Below are 15744 nucleotides of genomic sequence, written 5' to 3'. Positions count from 1 at the left end.
ACCTTGCTGACAAAGTAAGACGCGAATTTCATGACTTTTGGCAAGCCTTTGTTATTCTGACTCTGCTAAATTCCAACCAAGAACATCCCCTCAACAGGAATAATAATGGATAAGAAAACCATGTTGCACAGCCAAAAAGTGTACTTCTGTAATGATGAAGAATTGGCGGCAATGCAAACCGAATGTCTTGAGATCTTATACGATTACAACCACACACGTCCTTCGGAATCAGAAAAGCGGGGCGAGATACTTGGTCGTCTGCTCGCGTCTGTTGGTGAGAACTGTTACATCGAACCGCCTTTAAGGGCTAACTGGGGTTGTCATACTTACCTAGGTGACAATGTCTATGCAAACTTCAATCTGACTTTGGTCGACGATACCTACATCTACATTGGAAATAGCGTGATGATTGGGCCTAATGTAACCATTGCAACGGCAGGGCACCCAATCGATCCCGATTTGAGACGAGACGTAGCACAGTTCAACATGCCGGTTCGAATCGGAGACAATGTATGGATTGGTGCAAACTCGGTGGTATTACCGGGTGTAACGATCGGAGAAAACTCGGTGATTGGCGCGGGCAGTATCGTAACTAAGGATATTCCTGCCAATGTGGTAGCCGTTGGTAACCCTTGTCGAGTGCTTAGAGAGGTCGGACAACACGATAAAGAGTACTATTTTAAAGACCGTAAGCTTGAACAAAATATGTTCAATGGTTAGTCTGAACCTTCTACCCGAATAGGAAAGTAAAATGATCATCCGCACAACCAACCTCTGGTGGCTCCTCCTTCCAATGCCAAGCAGTCGGTAGGTTGAGTTGTGCCTGGCTGCGAGTAGATGCAGCCAGAATCGTATTCTATCTCGTAGCCTTGTTTGAATGTTATCAGTCATCAAGGAGAGAAAATGAATACGGCATCCGATTCCAGCCCTAGTTCAGAACATCAACCCCAAAAGAAGCCTGTTAGTGCAATGACTGTTGGCGTCATGTTTGCGCTCGCTGGTACGCTGTTATTTTCGATTAAACCTGTGTTTGTCAAACTCGCGTATCAGTATGGCGGTGACGCGGTGAGCATCATGACGCTTCGAGCAATGAGTTCACTGCCTCTTTACCTTTGTATTCTCTTTTGGATGCTACGCGGCTCCGAGAACCGAGCGAAAGTGAAACACCACGGAATAAAAGCTGCCGCGATTGGTGTGCTTGGTTATTACTTAGCGAGCTATCTCGATATCACCGCACTTAACTACATTTCTGCTCAACTTGAACGTTTATTGTTGTTCTTGTTCCCGACTTTTGTCGTGTTAATTATGTGGTTTAAAGAGGGGCAATCACCTAACCGTCAGGTGCTGTCAGCCGTATTGGTCGGGTATTTGGGAGTGGGGCTGATTGTGGCGCATGATCTTTCTCACTATGGTGAGCAGATCTGGCTTGGCGGCGGGTTGGCGATTCTTTCTGCATTTGTGTTTGCCGTGTATTTGGTGTTGAGCAAAGCCAGCATCGCGAAGCTAGGGAGTACCATGTTTACCAGTATCGGCATGGGTAGTGCCGGTGTCGCCATTCTTATTCATTTATCGTTTAGCTCGTTACAGTTGAGCTCGATGAACAATGAACTCATTACTATTGGTGTGTTGCTAGGCATCTTTTGTACCGTCATTCCTTCTTATCTGATTGCGGCTGCCATGGCACGGCTGAACCCTGCGCATCTGAGTTTAGTGAGTAACATCGGCCCAGCAATGACAGCGTTGTGTGCAATTTTCATATTGGACGAAGCATTTACTTGGTTTCACGCTTTAGGGATGGTGCTAACCATCGTCTCAGTCGTGATGATCAACCGATTTAAATCATAAGTCGGTACAACGGCAAAGGACGAAAGAAGGAGTGATGTTTACAGGAGGATAATGTTTATAGAGGAAAAGGCAGGTCGATGAGTGTCGACCTGCCAAGGGTTAGAACACAAAGTTAAGCATAATGGTGTACATATTAGCGTCGTCATCGGAAGGGTTAGAGACGAACGCGCCAGAGGCGTCACGATAAGCCTTGAAGTGTTGCCACTCTGCATTGAGTGACACGTTGTAGTGAAGATCGTATCTCACACCGAAGAGGTAGCTATCGCCAACTCGATGTTCATGATCATCAAATTGTTGGCCATAGGTCGCATAAGGTGTGAACTTGTTTAAGTTGTAAGTACCTTGCACATACCATGCGGAAGCAATGTCGTTGGTTTGTCCTTCCACGGTTAACGTCAGCGCATCAAACTCGTACTCAGCACCAAGTGAGAACAGTTGAATGTTTTGGTCTTTCGCTTTGATGGTTTGATCCGGAATCTGAACGATACCCACACCAGGAATATTGGTGGTCAGGTTACGTAGCTTGGTCTCTTGATCGTAATTTGAGTCTAAATACGTAAAGTTCCAACGGTAGTAATCCCCACTCAGGATAAAGTTCACGCCGTACATTTCATTGGTTTTAAACGTTAGCTCAGTATTGGCGTTAAAGTCGACTGAACTCTCATCACGAAAGCCAATAAAAGGCGTTGTGGTTAACGTCATGCTGTCGTTGAGATCGTAGTTCCACAAGAATGAAATGCCATTAAAGGCGGTAATCCCCAAGATACTGTCGTAAACCTCGTTTGGTGGGCGCGCTGGCGTAAACGCATGTCCCACATAGTAATACTCAGAGGCCAAGAACACTGGCATTCTTAAGCGACCACCACGAAATTCAACATTACCGTAGGTGTAAGCGAGATAAGCCCATTCAAGTTGTGGATCGCTCCAGTGATCTTGCGGTCTTTTAACCACCTGGGCGGAAGCTTTAAAGGCATCGTAGTAGAAGTCGAGCTGAACTCCGAACGTGGTATCACAGTCGTAACAATTTTCGTCGTCGACAAATCGGTTCACAAGGACGGGCGTTTCATTGTCGGTGGTTGCCCAAGACGTCGAGCCAAAGCCGCTCAATGATAAGTTGTCCGTTAATTCGATTGCCGCCAAGCTCGGAAAGGCCACACTGCTAAGCGCCGCTGCTGTCATTGATGCGATGAGTGTTTTCTTCATATTATTTCTCCGAACTTACTACGTAGAGGATTTGTGCATCAGAAGGGAGGCTACTCACCGGTGCATAGCCAATGCGATTCGGCTTTTCTTTCATCCAGGCTAATAGGGCATCCATGTTGGAATTGTCGATAACTTTTGGTGGACGTGCTTTGCCAGAGAACGACAAGCTCGCCCAGTGCGCGTTCATTTGCGCGATGTTTTTGTTGAGTAAATAGCGATAAAACTCTGAGCGCTCTGAGGAAGTATCAGGCCAATCAGACAGCTCAATACGCTTACCTTGCAAACGCTTAGTCTTACCACGATAAAGCTTTCTTGCTTTGGTGATGCTGAGCTCATCAAAACCTGAGTCGAGAGAGAAAATCGCATACTGGTCTGCCGCCAATGCTTCGCTATCAAACGACATTAACAGGGCAAAGGCGATCATTGCAGTAGAGAGTGATCTCAACACTTTGTTTTTGTTCACTAAGAAATGGGTATCCATGACCATTACCTTATCCGTTAAATCACACTTTCAATTTGGTGAAGAAGTTTTTCTTTTCTCACCGGCTTTGGCACATAGGCATCCATACCTGAGTCGTAACAGCGCTGAATATCGTCGTCCACCACACTTGCCGTCAGTGCAATGATCGGAGTTTTAGGCAGACCAGAAACTCGTTCATAAGCGCGAATTTCTTTTGTCGCCTGAAACCCATCCATCACTGGCATCATGCAATCCATCAAGATGATGTCGAAGCTGTTATCTTGTTGGAACATGTCCACGGCAATTTGACCATTCTCGGCAATCTCAAATTGATAGCCCGCTTTGCTCAGCAGCAATGACGCAACCTTTTGGTTAACGGTATTGTCTTCGACCAACAAGATGCGCTCTGAACGGCTTGGTAAGGTATTCATTGCAGGCTCTTCAGGCTTGTCTGCCGGGCGTGTTGTTGCTGCGGTGCTGATTGGGGTTGGTACCGAGGTTGATGTGTCCACTTCTGGAGCATCAACGGCTTTTGCCAGTTTTTCTTTGAGGATGTTAGCTTTGAATGGTTTGGGTACATAGTCATCCATGCCGACATCAAAACACTTCTGGATGTCGTCATCGACCACACTGGCGGTTAGCGCAATGATTGGAATGCGGTAACTGCGGTTCTCTTCTTTTTCGACTTGGCGGATTTTCTCTGTTGCTTCAAACCCATCCATAACGGGCATCATGCAGTCCATTAGAATCAAGGCGTATTGGTTCTTCTTGAACATGTCGACCGCTTCTTGCCCGTTGGCGGCGAGGTCGAACGTGAAGCCTGCTTTTGTCACATGTAAGCCCGCAATTTTTTGGTTTACTGTGTTGTCATCGACCACCAAGATTTTGTTTTTGGTATTGGCTGTCGCGTTTGCCGCAGCTCGTTGAGCGGTTTGGCTAAATTTGGCCTCACAGTTTTCAAGCGCTTTCACCAAACGTTGGCCAAGCAGAGGTTGCGTGATCATTGCACTGACGCTTTCGCCGAAGTCAAATTGGTCGCTTTGCAGGTGTTTGATTAGGCAAACGCGTACATTTTGAGTCTCCAATCGGTGGAAGGTATCTTCGCTTTCCATCGCAGCATTTGGTCGCGTTTCGGCGTAGATGACGATGACGTGTTCTTTGTCGTTAATCCAAGTTGGAAGCGCGTCTAAGCTCGTCACGGATTGATGAACCGCAATGCGATAGAAGTTCAGTTCATCACGTAATGTGCTTTCCATTGCGGCATCTTCACAAACCAACCAAATTTGGCTATTGGCCGCGGCATGTTTGGCATCAAAGTCTAGCTGAACAACAGAAGGGGACAGTTGGAAGAAAAAGCGACTGCCTTGGTCTTTTTCAGATTCCAATTGAATCTTACCGCCCATTAACTCAACGAGCTGAGTACTGATTGCTAAGCCAAGACCGGTACCACCAAACTGACGTGTTGTAGAGTCGTCTTCTTGTGCAAATGGTTCGAAGATTTTCTTCTGCTGTTGTTCATCGATACCGATACCTGAATCTCGAACAGAGAATTCCATGACCGCGTTAGAGCCAGAAACACTGTGGGTGGTAACAGAAAGAAGCACCGTACCTTTTTCCGTGAACTTAACCGCGTTAGACATAAAGTTCATCACCACTTGGCGTAAGCGGTGATCATCAATCATCAAACGGAAAGGCGTGTTACGACTGATGCTCACTTGAAGATCGATGCCTTTCTCTTTGGCTTTAGGCGAAACGATAGAAGCGATGTCGTAAATAGACTCACGAACACAAGTTGAATGCGGGCTGATAAGTAGCATGCCTGATTCAATTTTTGAGAAGTCTAGAATGTCGTTAATCAAGCTCAACAGTAGTTGCGATGAAGTCTCGATAGTATCCACATAGTCGCGTTGTGTGGCAGTTAGGGAGGTATCAGATAGCACTTCTGATATACCGATAACACCGTTAAGTGGCGTTCGAATTTCATGCGACATGTTAGCGAGGAAGCTACTTTTTGCTTTGCTGGCTTTGATCGCATCGTCTTTGGCGCGCTCAGCGTCTTCTTTTGCTTGTGTCAGTTTGATGTTGGCTTGTTCACGCTCATAACTCAGTCTTTCCACTTCTTGAGCAAACTTGCTTAACTCATCTTTACCTTTAACGAGCTCTTCAAGCGGCGATTCCTCACTGTAGCTATCACGACGAAGAAATTCCAAAACCAACTGAAGATTACTCGTCACTTTACGAACCAGACGTAACGCCAAGCTAATCACCAAAATGGTAATGACAGACATAATACCGATAAACATCAAGCGCTGTTGGTTTGCAGTCGTAATTGCATGGTCCACGTCGGCTTTCAATTGCTCGGTCATCTTGTTGTCGACGTTTTTAAGCAATGCTAAGCGTCCGTTTAATGCGGTTAAACCTGCGGCAACTTCACCTTCTGGCAGAGTGCTGAGAGCTTCTTCGTTGAACAGAAAGCTTCTGAACTCTTGGCTAAGGACGAACACTTCATTGGTGAATGTTTCGATCAACAGTTCAACTTGTTGTTGGTTGGCATTAAGTGTGACGAAGCGTTCAAGGAACAATTGTTGGTTTTTGACGAGAGATTCAATCTCGCTGCTGATGTCAGCGTCATAAAATTGGTTTTGCTCAACGGAGTAAATCAGATATTGGCTAAGTCGGTTTTCTTCTTTGGACCAAAACATCAACCATTCAATCTGCATAAGGGCAGATAGGTGAGCTTGGATTTCGAATGTAGCGTCATTAAAAGGGACTTTTTCTAACGCCAATAGAATCTGCTTGTAGGTGTCTGCGCGCCACTCTGCAACGTCTAAGCGCTCATCCATGTCCGTTGTTATTGCGAGAGAAAGACTGGCTTCTTCCAGACTCGCGAGCAGATCTGCCATTTCTACGCCGTTGTCGGCAAAGATATTCTTGGCTTCATTATTGAGCGACTGCGTGACGGTTTTGATCTCCGACTCTTTGTCTGACACTTCGCTGTTATTCGGCAAGTTATACAGATAAGAGACGCTATCCATATAGTCGGAAAACAGTTGTGCTTTCTCCAGATCTTTAGCCTGAGTGGAAAGCCTGTGAACTTGTTGCCCCGCAAGAAAGAGGAGTAAAACGATGGGTAAAAAAACTAAGCTAAACAGCTTGTGCTTAACAGATAGGTTATTCCATGAAAACGATCCGACCACTGTGCACGTCCATATCCAATAAGTTGATATGAAAAGTGTAGGCTAACTATCTCAATTGTTAGAAATCAAGCAGAAAAATTCACACTTTCGCCATATAAAAATTGTGATACTCGTTACAAAAGGTCGGTGTTTGAAAGAGATAAATCTTCTAATCTATCAATAAAAATAGAGTTTCTCACTCAGTGAGAATTATTCAACGTAATGATATTTATAAACAAAAATCATTTGTCGAGTGAGTAAAATGTTTTGTCGTAAAAGGTCATAAAGTGGCTGTGTCGATATACAGGGGTGGGTATAATCGTCGGATTTTCTTGCTAATGAGACTTTGTGAAATACGTGCTTGCGATTTTCCAGAGTTGTACTTCAAACGATGCAAAGGTTAGTGGGGAAAAAGGCTTAAATAAAAAGTTAACCTCCATACGACAACAAATAACAATAACTAAATCATGAACGTATCTCGAAGTCTTCAATCGGTCACTCTGCGTTACACTGTCCCGATTGTCTTGATCGCGCTTTTCACTAACTTCACCTACTGGGCATACCAGCAGGTCGACGAAGCGAAAAACCTAGCCCGATACCATGTTAAATCTGCAGAGCTCAACCTTGGTACTATCGTCGATGGTTACCGTGATCTGCTACGTGCAATGAGTAAAGATGAGCACTTCATCGAATCAGACATCACATTGCAAGAGCGTGCGCAACGTGCGGTTCCATATAAGCAGGCCTTTGAACTGGCGGGTATAGGGTTCAGCGATGGTGTGGGGAACATGGTCAGCACACACAACAATAAAGTGCATTCCATCGCTCATCGTGACTACTTCCATCAAGTGATCCGCAGTAAGAAAGCGGTGATGACAGACGTACTCACCGACGTCTCAAACGGCAAAATTGTTTATGTGCTGTGTCGTCCTATGTTTGACGAACTCGGTGATTTGATGGGCACCATCTCGGCGTCTATTCATTTCAGTGAAATTCAAACCGCACTCCAGACCGACAATGAAAACGACATCTACAGCGTACTGTTAGATGAGAATCTTAATGTCATCAGCCATTCCAAAGATAAGCATTATGTTGGGATTAACTTGTTTAACTACGGTTACGAGAAGCTATTCGACCGTGAAAAGAGCCTTAAAGCACTGACAGAAACGGCCAATGGTGGCTTTTTCACTTACAGCAAGCCTTTTGATTTGTCATATGTTGAGTTTACTAAGATAGAAGGCACGCCTTGGATTCTGCTTTCAAAAGCGAAGTTCAGTACCTTGCTAGGTGATGGAACTTTGATGTTTGGTGCGAATGTGATGCTGATTATCGCGATTTACGTCGTTATCGCACGCTTGATGGGTAAGCAGGTGGTCGGTTTAACTCAACCGCTTGACCGATTCTTAGAAGAGAGCAAAGTAGTGTTCAACGACAGTTCGATGGAGCTAAAAGAGCACTTTGAGCAAGTTCTTCAAGCCAGCCGTAATGGCGTGTTTTGTTCACGAAGTGGGTTGCTCACGCGGGAGTATTTCTTGCGAGGGGCAGAAAAGTCGTTGTCTCTAAGTAATACACCCAAAGCCTGTATCTTCTTTGATATGGATAACCTCAAGTACATCAACGATACATACGGTCACTTAGCGGGCGATAAAGTTATCGCTCTGTTTGTGGCGGTGTTGAGAGAGAGTTTTGGCCACAAGCGCGACATCATAGGCCGATTTGGTGGTGATGAGTTTGTGGTGTTAACGCAAGAGTTTCGAACTAAGCGTGAGTTAGAACTTAAACTAGACAAGTTCCTCGCTAAATTACAAAGCACGGCAGATCGTTTAGGCATTGATATCAGTTTAACCGCGTCAATTGGGGTTGTTCTCACAGAGGGCGTGGGGCGTGATATTGATATTCTGCTGCACTGTTCCGATATGGCGGTGTACAGGGCGAAGCAGTTGGGTAAAGGGCGTTACGCGTTTTATCATACTTCGATGGTAGAAGTGCCGATATTCAGTTAGCAAAAGGGAGGTGTTCAGCCTCCCTTTTTTATTGTGTTTCAGTCACTGGCGGTGAGTTAAGCCGTAACCGCTTGAGGCTGTTTTTTCAACACATAGATGTCATGATCACGCAATAGGTAAAGAGCGAAACACGCAGCAAGCATCGGCCACGCCGCGAAGAATAATAGGTTGTTGAACGGGTCTAGGTACTTCGCGAACGAAGAAAAAGTCGAGCCTGCGTGTAATACCAGAATCGCAAGATAAGTCAGGTTCTTCCAAAGTCCAGCCACAAAAATCCCGATGAACACCAACTGGGCAATACCTAGCGCGACAGAAAATCCACTCGAAATATCTAAGCCATAGAAGCCAGAGAACACTTTCATTGCATGCTCTGGTACCAGCACTTTATCTAGCGCCCACATGATAAATACCAACGCGATACTTAAGCGCAATGCTAACAGCCCTAATCCCAACTGACGTTGAAGCTTTGGTTGGAGCGTTTCTTTCATTTTCATTCCTTTATTGAGTAGTGAAGGTTCCTAATGGCAGACCGACTCTCTCTTAAACTGATTACAACGAGATATGTAAATATTCGTGTCCCGTTCCAATTTGGATTCTTGTCAGCACAACACATAAGCCACGGAAATATGACTGAATTGGCAAAAATGAAGTATTCGCAGACTCAAGGTGGATGTAGCTCATAGAAGATGTCACTCTTTCTTTTGAGCAATGAGTCGCTACCAAGCCTAGAAGAAGGGACATATGAGCAAAGTGGATTGGCATAAAAATCATATTGAAGACAACACGTTAATTACGTCTTCCTATAAGAGCACTCAAAATGTACGTCGTTACTTCAAATCCAAATGTGGCGAAGGTTTCAAGTTTGACCGGAGCTTTATGCAGTGGATGAACGACGCAGAAGGAACAAGCATGGGTGAAGCTGCACAAGAGTGGTTACGCAGACAGCAAGCAAAGTAATGTTATGGATAGTTATCAATACCGTTTAAACAACGCTCTCTTTAATTCGTTATGGACCAAAGCGGCAGGCGAGAAGTACCCCTCTGAACTGCAGCCTTACAGCAGTTGCACTGTCCAGTTACTCGAACAACTCCAAGGTAAACTAATTGCTCTCAACCCCCAGACTGTATTGGACTTAGGTTGTGGAGCTGGTGGTTTTAGTCGCTGGCTGAACCAGACATTAAACGGTCACGTTTTAGGCATCGATCGTTCTGAATTTGCGATTGAGTATGCTCAACAACATACATTGAAAGGCTCAAACATCGAGTTTTTCAAATTAGAGTTTGAGAATTTATCCAGCCTTTCAGCAAAGTTTGACAGTGTGATCAGCATTGATGCACTGTCATTTGCAAGCGATGAAGACCAAGTGCTATCGGATATCCATCGTTTACTTAACAAAGGTGGTCAACTGCTCTTCACGACACGAGAGCCATTGGAAGGATCGCCTAAATTTAAAAAGCTCGGAAGCGCATGGCGTTTAGCGCTCGAAAAAAATGGATATGAATTAATCGAGGCCACTGAAAGAGAGGGGATTTCCGAATTTTGGCATGCGGTCTATCAAGAATGGGTGAGTCATGAAGTTCAATTAAGAAAAGTATTACCTGAAGAAGTTGTTGACGGGTTGATGTTGGAAGTCGAACAAGTTGGACCTCGTTTGTTTGATGGACGACCTTGGTGGTTGATTCATGCTAAACGTATCGAAATGGAAGTACAGAAAGAAAAATAATGAGTATTGTAAAAACGTTAACTCAACAGTTAAGTGAGATTGGGTACCCAGAGAAGCGCGTGCGTACGGGCTTGGTGAGAGTGATCTCTGCCGATGGTTTTCGAAGTTTAGACAGTAAGCAGGCAGACTTCGTTTTTGAACAGTGTGAAACTTTGCTGGCAGAGCGCGATTGGGCATTAAGCGTGATTGCGTTTGACTGGGCGTTCCGAGTGAAAAAGCAGTATGATGCCGCCACGTACGATCGATTCGAATCTTGGCTTTATCATTACATTACCGATTGGAATGATTGTGATGATTTTTGCACCCATGCACTCGGTGCGCTTATTGCTCAGGACAACAGCCTGTTTACTCGCACATTGGAGTGGGTAAAGAGTGATAACTTTGCCGTGAGACGAGCAGCCGCTGTGACGCTTATCTATCCGATCAATAAAGGTCTATATAATGGGACTGAGCCTTTTCACATAGCGGATTTGTTGCTCCAAGATGATCATTACTTAGTGCAAAAGGGTTATGGCTGGATGCTCAAAGTGCTGGCCCAAAAAGAATCAGAGCGGGTGGTGGATTACTTAAAACGTCACCATAGCAAGATGCCGAGAACGGCGTTTCGATATGCGATAGAAAAGCTGGATAAGCAAACTAAGCGAGAGCTCATGGCCCTGTAGATTACCTCTTCGGTATTTCGCTAAAGCAAACAGAGTGATACAAAAAAAGCCGACAGAATCGAATTCTGTCGGCTTTTATCGTCTTACGGGTTACTTAACAGACAAATACTCAGAAGGAGACTTATCTGGTTTCGGTAAATCCATCGACGCAACCGCGTTGAAACCAGCAGGCGTTAAACCACCAGAGTAATCAACAGTGCCATTTGGCAGGTTGGCTTTGGTTTCTGATGGGTTCCACATACGGAAGTAATCTGTCAGATCGTATCCGGTCAGGTATGAGGTACATGCCATCATGAGATCACCTTGGCTTAACTGGCTGCTTTGTGCAGAACAGTAGTTAATGCCTTGGTCGCCAATACTGTCTCCACGTGCTTTACGGTGTGCGAGTTTGAAGAAGTTCCAACCTTGGTCTTCACCAAAGATGCTCGGCTTCTCTGCTTGATTCGCATACCAATCATCGATGTTGAAATGGTCTTCTGCCCAAAGCTTTAATTGGCCGAACATCGCTAAGCGCATGCCGACATCCGCTTCACTCCAAGCATGGCCTTCAAAACGGTCGAGCCATAACGGTGACTTGGATAGATCACTCGCAATGCGGTCCATGTATGGCTTTGATTCACGCTGTTCTTGCATGTAAAGCGCAAGAATGTTGTTGGTGACCTCGGTAGAGCCTGCCATCATAAACGGCGCTGCAGCAAGGTTGTGTCCGACTTCATGCCATAGCAACCAGTCATTGGCTGGGTTTGATGGCACGACAGTCCATGTTGGCCAGTAGCTGTTACTTTGAACTGGGTAGCCTGAGTGCGCCGCACCAATCGAGATTTGCACATCATTCACGAAGCGGTGTCGGTTGGCGATCAGGGTATCGTATGTAAATCGACGGTGTTTTCCTTCTACCGTGACTTGATCACGTCCGTAAAAATCACTCGCATGGTTCGCGAATGCGTTCAGCTCATCGGCAAACTTAGGTACGTCTGTGTCCAATACGTTTTTCACTGGCGTCGTGTAGACGAAATGACCAGAATCGATTTCTGCCAATGGGACGTCAGTGTTGATTGGGTTTAACCAAGCACCGTCTTTCCACCAAGACGCACGAAGCACACCAGTGAAGTTAAACGTCACAACGTCACGAGAATCCACTTCTAACGGTTGAATATAAATCAAACCACCGTAAGGTACTTTGAAGCTCAAAGACGAACCATCATATTGGAAAGTCTTTTGCACGCGTGGCGGGCGTTTCAAGCTCAGTTCGTGGTTTGCACGGCCTGTTAAGTCATCAACCAATGCAACATTGATAGACGCTTTTACACCACCAGAGATGGTGACTTCTTCAAGTTGCGGCGCCCACAAGCCCGTCGATTGCATGCTGCCTGCCGTACCAATCACGGTTTTGTTGTCGGTATGAATCGCAACGCTCGCTGCACTGCCTGATTGAACAGGGCGCCCCGGGTAGCCTGTCGTATCAACACTGATCTCTAAATCCCAGTAAGAGCGACCCAACATCATGCGTGTTAACGGCTTTTCCATCCAGTTTAGAGGGTAAGATGGGTTCAGCTCGCCTGATTCGGTAATCATTGACCATTTAGCAAGTTGCTCTCGCGTCTCTTGACCACAAACATTACCGCCTTGATGTGCGTTGCTCGTGTAACAGTTCAGCATTTCGACCGCACGTTTGAAGCCAAGCTCATCTTGTACGTTTGGATTGAACTCGTATTGCTCATCATTCCAAAGCCAAACGGATAGGTTATCGTAGGTTGAAGTTAGCTCAGCTTGCGACAAGCGTTCACCAATTTCCCCTTTACTGCGGTAGTAAAGCTCGTGAGAAAGTAGGCGATCAATACTGGCACCTAAGTTCGCCGCTTTTACCATGCTATCCACGACTTCAGGGCTCATTTCGTAACGGGTAAAGTCTGGGCGATGGTGGTTACCACGGCTCGGAATGCCATGGCCTTCTCGCACTTCAATACAGTTTACTTCGTATTGGTAATTGTCTTTACAAACCGGAACGCCAGGAAACTCGCGTTGAAGCTCTGCGATTGCTGCTTGTTTCTCTTGTTCCGACTTCACCATGTGGAATGCATAACGTTGATGCTCTTGTCCATCAATGGAGACTTTGTATAGCGGTATCTCAAGGGTAGGCATGTCGATATTGCCCGGCCATGTCACCGTACCGTTGTCATTAATCTCAATCTTAGTCGTGTCTGCATAACGTTCATAAACCACGAGGTCGTGCTCTGCGACCGTATGCAAGTTAGGTACGTTCGGACCTGATGTGCTGTGACACCAATAGCTGTCCGTACACAGAGACTGGAATGTCTTGGCAACGTTCGCTCCACCAACAGAAACGCCTGCCGCATCCGCTAAACGAGCAATCGGCTCTGGGTTACTCTCTTCTAAAGCATCAAAGAAGATGATGCTACCGCCGTTGTTTACGTATTCGATCAGCGCTGTGACGTCGTCTGCGTCCAACTTAGGTTGGTTGATGTCAGACACGACGGATTTTGTCGCGTAGCCATCGGTTTTGATTTCGTAAGACTGAAGCAAAAGCAGTGGTGTAGAGGTTGGATCTAATGAATCAAACTGACCGCTGCTTAATACGTCCATTTCACCCAATTTATAACTTGGATTGACAAAGAAGTCGTAGATTTGACCTTCTTTGCGATCCCAACGGAATGCGTGACCCTTGTTGATGTTGGTAGCAATCGTGACAGATTCTTGCGTTGCATTCGGCACTAACCAATCGATCAAGTTGCCGAACATGATATGCATGCTGCCGTGATCAGTACGAGTATCCGCATCTTGCGCTTCTTGGTTGTGAGGAGTGTTATAACGACATTGCTGCGCTTGGCTGTCGATGCCCAGATCTGCGCCTGCCCAGTAGTTTTCTGGACAAGAGAAGATAGAGGTGTACATCGCGTTACCCAAGAACACCACTTTACCCGAGCCAATCATACCTGCCGTCATGGTTGGTAGATTAAAGGTCGCGGTTTGTTTGGAAATTACTTCTGGGCGCTGCATAACCACCGTTGAGTTTTCATCAATGGTTGTGGCATCCACAATGTAGGCTTTTTGATCTTTGCCAGAACCACGAGTCCATGCCGCTTCTTCACCAAACGGGAGCCAGTAGCTGTTGTCGTTACGTGGCATCAGAACAGGGAAGGCTTCGTTAGTTAGGTTGAAGTTACGCATCGCACGTGTGTAACCAGAGCCACCCCAACCATGGTTATCATGGAAGACGTGTACGCTATCCACACCAGCATAAATCTGATGCAGAGACTGGGTGACATAATTGCTACCAGAAGCACGAACCGTACGCAGCATAGGTGCAGCAAAGCCTGACCATTGAGGCGTCTGCTTTAGTTGCCCATCAATGATTTGTGTTAAACCTTGGCTGAATTGCGCTTCGAACTCATTTGGCGTGGTGAAGTTCGTGCCTTCAATTTTTGCGCCGTTTGGTAGGCTCAAATTGATCAGCTCGTTAATAACGTTCGGGTATTGTGCAAACACCTGACGAACGGTATCGCTGATCTCAATGTGGTTGCCAGAAGACACACCATAGCGATGAACGAACGCATCAAGGTTCTGTTTCACCAATGGGCTGTCGCTTAAATCCGCAAGTTGGTAATTGACCTTATTGCCTTTCACTTGGCCTAGAGTAAAGGTGTCGATACCAAAGATCAGGTTCTCACCCCAAAGGTATTCAAATTCACCGTTGGCATCCGTGATTCCGCGTGCGGATTGGCTAAAGAACTCGACGCCAGCAAGCGCATTTCCTTGCGAGTCGGTCAAACGGCTTTTGGTCAACGGTTTGTTGGCTGCACTTGGTTTGTATTCGTAAGTCGCCTCTGCATTAGCAGATACGAACGAGCCTGTTAAGTTGTTGCTAGCGCCCGGAGTGACTTCTGGTTGAAGTTCTGGGTCAACGTGCGCGCTTGGTTGTTCACCTTCGTTTGCGACACTTGGATTGAGAAACTCATCAATCGCAGCTTGATCGTCACTTTCGTATAAGTCTTGGATGTCATAACTGTTGATTTCATCCAAACACACTTGTGCGTCCTGAGTAGGGCACGTGTCGACCTTGTTTAACAGCTTAGTGGCGTTGTTTGCGTGTCGACCGAGAACGTCTTTTAGGTCATAGGCTTGCGTTAATTCAGCTGGCTGTGAACCCATACGAGTTTGCTCAGGGATCTGGTAACTGAACTCACCTAAAGTCACACCACCAAATTGACAATCAAACTGGCCTTCTGAAGCAGCGTAGGTGAAGTAGCCAGACTCACTGATGTCTTGCCCATCACACTGAATATCACCAGTGATCTGTTTACCGTTAATGAACAGCTTACCTTGGTAGGTCGTTACGCCAATATCGGGTTGATCAGGCGGTAAATCTGGTTCGACCGTTGGAGGTGTGGTACTTGTTGAGTGTTTGTCTTCATCGCCTCCGCAGCCAAACAGCAGCGAAGCGACAAGGATTGAAAGAAGACTTCTTTTCAAAGACTAAACCCTTATGAAATGCCATCGTCGTCTGGATGGCGAGTTGGTTGAGATTAACTTTATCGAAAAGCTCACAGATATTGAGATTTGATTTATAAGTGCCTAACTTTTAGTGACTTTTTAGGGCTCAATAAATGCGCGCGCATTCTAGTTTCAAATGCGGTAGGAGGGAACAAAAATT

At 45.8% G+C, this 15744-nt stretch carries 11 protein-coding genes; 6 read left to right on the top strand and 5 right to left on the bottom strand.

Annotation, left to right across the window (positions count from 1 at the left end; all coding sequences use genetic code 11):
• The first annotated feature begins 105 nt into the window (after nt 1-105).
• Together A9237_RS00810 and A9237_RS00805 are read left to right on the top strand one after the other, a co-directional pair.
• Complete coding sequence (locus tag A9237_RS00810) at nt 106-720, top strand: sugar O-acetyltransferase (protein ID WP_020197365.1); 615 nt, start codon at nt 106-108, stop codon at nt 718-720.
• 183 nt (nt 721-903) lie between these two features.
• A complete protein-coding gene (locus A9237_RS00805; RefSeq protein WP_078607174.1) occupies nt 904-1845 on the top strand; it encodes a DMT family transporter in 942 nt (313 codons plus the stop codon).
• 99 nt (nt 1846-1944) lie between these two features.
• On the opposite strand, the gene A9237_RS00800 is transcribed toward A9237_RS00805, so the two are convergent.
• Genes A9237_RS00800 through A9237_RS00790 form a run of 3 tightly spaced genes read right to left on the bottom strand, consistent with a single transcriptional unit; the run spans nt 1945 to nt 6705 of the window.
• A complete protein-coding gene (locus A9237_RS00800) occupies nt 1945-3048 on the bottom strand; it encodes a porin (protein ID WP_020197367.1) in 1104 nt (367 codons plus the stop codon).
• A gap of 1 nt (nt 3049) precedes the next feature.
• Nucleotides 3050-3529, bottom strand: coding sequence for a hypothetical protein (locus tag A9237_RS00795; RefSeq protein ID WP_009706043.1), 480 nt, complete (start codon nt 3527-3529; stop codon nt 3050-3052).
• 17 nt (nt 3530-3546) lie between these two features.
• On the bottom strand, nt 3547-6705 hold the full coding sequence (locus A9237_RS00790) for a response regulator (protein WP_078607172.1): 3159 nt from the start codon (nt 6703-6705) through the stop codon (nt 3547-3549).
• Between the two features lie 446 nt (nt 6706-7151).
• On the opposite strand from A9237_RS00790, the gene A9237_RS00785 reads away from it, so the two are divergent.
• Nucleotides 7152-8687, top strand: coding sequence for a diguanylate cyclase (locus A9237_RS00785; protein WP_020197370.1), 1536 nt, complete (start codon nt 7152-7154; stop codon nt 8685-8687).
• A 56-nt stretch (nt 8688-8743) separates the two neighbouring features.
• Here A9237_RS00785 and A9237_RS00780 read toward each other — a convergent pair whose 3' ends face one another.
• The gene (locus A9237_RS00780; protein WP_078607171.1) at nt 8744-9175 is read right to left on the bottom strand and encodes a hypothetical protein; all 432 of its coding nucleotides are present in this window, start codon (nt 9173-9175) and stop codon (nt 8744-8746) included.
• Between the two features lie 253 nt (nt 9176-9428).
• Here A9237_RS00780 and A9237_RS00775 point away from each other — a divergent pair, with 253 nt between their 5' ends.
• Genes A9237_RS00775 through A9237_RS00765 form a run of 3 tightly spaced genes read left to right on the top strand, consistent with a single transcriptional unit; the run spans nt 9429 to nt 11072 of the window.
• Nucleotides 9429-9644 carry a DUF6434 domain-containing protein gene (locus A9237_RS00775; protein WP_078607168.1) on the top strand — a complete coding sequence of 72 codons (216 nt, stop codon included), beginning with the start codon at nt 9429-9431 and terminating at the stop codon, nt 9642-9644.
• Nucleotides 9645-9648: 4 nt separating this feature from the next.
• Complete coding sequence (locus A9237_RS00770) at nt 9649-10410, top strand: class I SAM-dependent methyltransferase (protein ID WP_078607165.1); 762 nt, start codon at nt 9649-9651, stop codon at nt 10408-10410.
• Nucleotides 10410-11072 carry a DNA alkylation repair protein gene (locus A9237_RS00765; RefSeq protein ID WP_078607163.1) on the top strand — a complete coding sequence of 221 codons (663 nt, stop codon included), beginning with the start codon at nt 10410-10412 and terminating at the stop codon, nt 11070-11072. Before A9237_RS00770 ends, A9237_RS00765 begins: the two co-directional genes overlap by 1 nt.
• Nucleotides 11073-11162: 90 nt before the next feature.
• Here the strand turns inward: A9237_RS00765 and A9237_RS00760 are convergent, their stop codons facing one another.
• Complete coding sequence (locus A9237_RS00760; protein ID WP_078607160.1) at nt 11163-15563, bottom strand: SslE/AcfD family lipoprotein zinc metalloprotease; 4401 nt, start codon at nt 15561-15563, stop codon at nt 11163-11165.
• Nucleotides 15564-15744: the final 181 nt, after the last annotated feature.

The sequence above is a fragment of the Vibrio owensii genome (genome assembly GCF_002021755.1).
GTDB classification, from domain to species: domain Bacteria; phylum Pseudomonadota; class Gammaproteobacteria; order Enterobacterales; family Vibrionaceae; genus Vibrio; species Vibrio owensii.
Note: the sequence above shows the minus strand (reverse complement) of the source record. Positions and strands in the feature narration are given on the sequence as shown.

Coding starts and splice junctions, on each gene's coding strand:
- A9237_RS00780 (WP_078607171.1), bottom strand. CDS start 9,175: ATGAAAGAAACGCTCCAACCAAAGCTTCAACGTCAGTTGGGATTAGGG.
- A9237_RS00800 (WP_020197367.1), bottom strand. CDS start 3,048: ATGAAGAAAACACTCATCGCATCAATGACAGCAGCGGCGCTTAGCAGT.
- A9237_RS00805 (WP_078607174.1), top strand. CDS start 904: ATGAATACGGCATCCGATTCCAGCCCTAGTTCAGAACATCAACCCCAA.
- A9237_RS00770 (WP_078607165.1), top strand. CDS start 9,649: ATGGATAGTTATCAATACCGTTTAAACAACGCTCTCTTTAATTCGTTA.
- A9237_RS00810 (WP_020197365.1), top strand. CDS start 106: ATGGATAAGAAAACCATGTTGCACAGCCAAAAAGTGTACTTCTGTAAT.
- A9237_RS00775 (WP_078607168.1), top strand. CDS start 9,429: ATGAGCAAAGTGGATTGGCATAAAAATCATATTGAAGACAACACGTTA.
- A9237_RS00785 (WP_020197370.1), top strand. CDS start 7,152: ATGAACGTATCTCGAAGTCTTCAATCGGTCACTCTGCGTTACACTGTC.
- A9237_RS00765 (WP_078607163.1), top strand. CDS start 10,410: ATGAGTATTGTAAAAACGTTAACTCAACAGTTAAGTGAGATTGGGTAC.
- A9237_RS00795 (WP_009706043.1), bottom strand. CDS start 3,529: ATGGATACCCATTTCTTAGTGAACAAAAACAAAGTGTTGAGATCACTC.